This window comes from Actinomadura sp. NPDC048394 (genome assembly GCF_040651755.1).
Classification (GTDB): Bacteria; Actinomycetota; Actinomycetes; order Streptosporangiales; family Streptosporangiaceae; genus Spirillospora; species Spirillospora montaniterrae.
The window spans coordinates 1-1,522 of record NZ_JBEZJL010000191.1 but is presented as its reverse complement, the minus strand read 5'-3'; the positions used below and the strand labels follow the sequence as shown (position 1 = coordinate 1,522).

Below are 1,522 nucleotides of genomic sequence, written 5' to 3'. Positions count from 1 at the left end.
GTCCCGGAGCTGCCGCACGGCACCACCGTGCTGGCGCTGACGATCCCGGGCGGGGTCATGATGGCCGGGGCGCCGGCACGGGACAGCAGCACAGAAAGGAGCCGCAGGAATGCCGACGCTCATGAGACGGAGCACGGTCGCCGCGGCGGCGGCCCTGGTGACCGCGCTCGCCGCCGCCTGCGCGCCGGGCTCGTCGGACGACAAGCCGGCGAGCAAGGCGCCCGCGGCGGTCAGCACCGACGTCGCCAAGGCCGGGAACGTGACGCTCACCGTCTGGGACCAGGAGGTCCAGGGCGGGCTGAAGGAGCAGATCGAGAAGCTCAACGCCCAGTTCGAGGCCAAGTACCCGAACGTGAAGATCAAGCGGGTGTCGCGCTCCTTCAGCGACCTGCAGAAGACGCTGCGGCTCGCGCTGTCGGGCAGCAACCCGCCCGACGTCGTCGAGGCCAACCAGGGCTACGCGTCCATGGCCCAGTACGTCAAGGACGGCATGCTGCTGCCGCTCGGCGCCTACGACCAGGCGTACGGGTGGTCCAAGCGGTACCCGAAGGGCCTGCTGGACCTCAACAGCGTCACCAAGGACGGCAAGCTCATCGGGTCGGGCGACCTGTACGGCGTCTCGCTGAACGGCGAGATCGTCGGGCTCTACTACAACAAGGAGAAGCTCGCCAAGCTCGGCGTCCAGCCGCCGAAGACGTGGGACGAGTTCGAGCAGGCGCTCGCCACCGCCAAGGGCAAGGGCGAGGTGCCGATCGCGTTCGGCAACCTGGAGAAGCTGCCCGCGATGCAGCTGTACGGCATCCTGCAGGACGCGGCGACCGGCAAGGACGCCGTCCGCAAGCTGGTGTTCGGCAGCGGCGGCTCCTGGACGGACGCGCCCAACGTGCAGGCCGCGCAGAAGCTCGCGGACTGGGCGAAGAAGGGCTACCTCACCAAGGACTCCAACTCGGTGAAGTGGGACGACACCCCGGTGAACTTCGCCAAGGGCGAGGGCGTGTTCATGTTCGGCGGCACCTGGTGGGCGCCGGACCTCAACGACCGGATGAAGGACAAGGTCGGCTTCCTGCTGCCGCCCGCGCCGCAGGCGGGGCAGCCGGTCGCCACGATGGGCGGCGAGAGCCTGCCGTGGTCGATCACGTCCAAGTCCAAGCACGCCGACGTCGCCGCCGCCTACATCAACTTCATCACCTCGCCCGAGGCGATGAACGTGGCGGTGCAGGCCGGCAGCCTCCCCGTGCTGCCCGCGACCACGCAGCCGGACAAGCCGCTGATGAAGGAGGTGTCGACGGCCTGGGCCGAGCTCAGCAAGAACGACGGCACCACCCCCTACATCGACTACACGACCCCGACGTTCACCGACGCGTTCGGCGGTCCGCTGCAGGGCCTCGTCGCCGGCAAGAAGTCCGCTCAAGAGGTCATGAAGGCGGCCCAGGACGACTACAGCGCCTTCCAGAAGAAGAAGTAGTGACGACCGGCCCGGCGTGACCGCCGGTCCCGCCGCCGCCCCGGCATTCCCGGCGCG

The 1,522-nt window shown here is 69.3% G+C and carries 1 protein-coding gene; it reads left to right on the top strand.

The annotated features are described in order from the left end of the window. Positions 1–109: 109 nt before the first annotated feature. Complete coding sequence (locus AB0C78_RS50780; RefSeq protein WP_360763067.1) at positions 110–1,465, top strand: extracellular solute-binding protein; 1,356 nt, start codon at positions 110–112, stop codon at positions 1,463–1,465. The last annotated feature ends 57 nt before the right edge of the window (positions 1,466–1,522 follow it).

Excerpts from the sequence above, each read along its gene's own strand:
- AB0C78_RS50780 (WP_360763067.1), top strand. The coding sequence starts at position 110 with ATGCCGACGCTCATGAGACGGAGCACGGTCGCCGCGGCGGCGGCCCTG.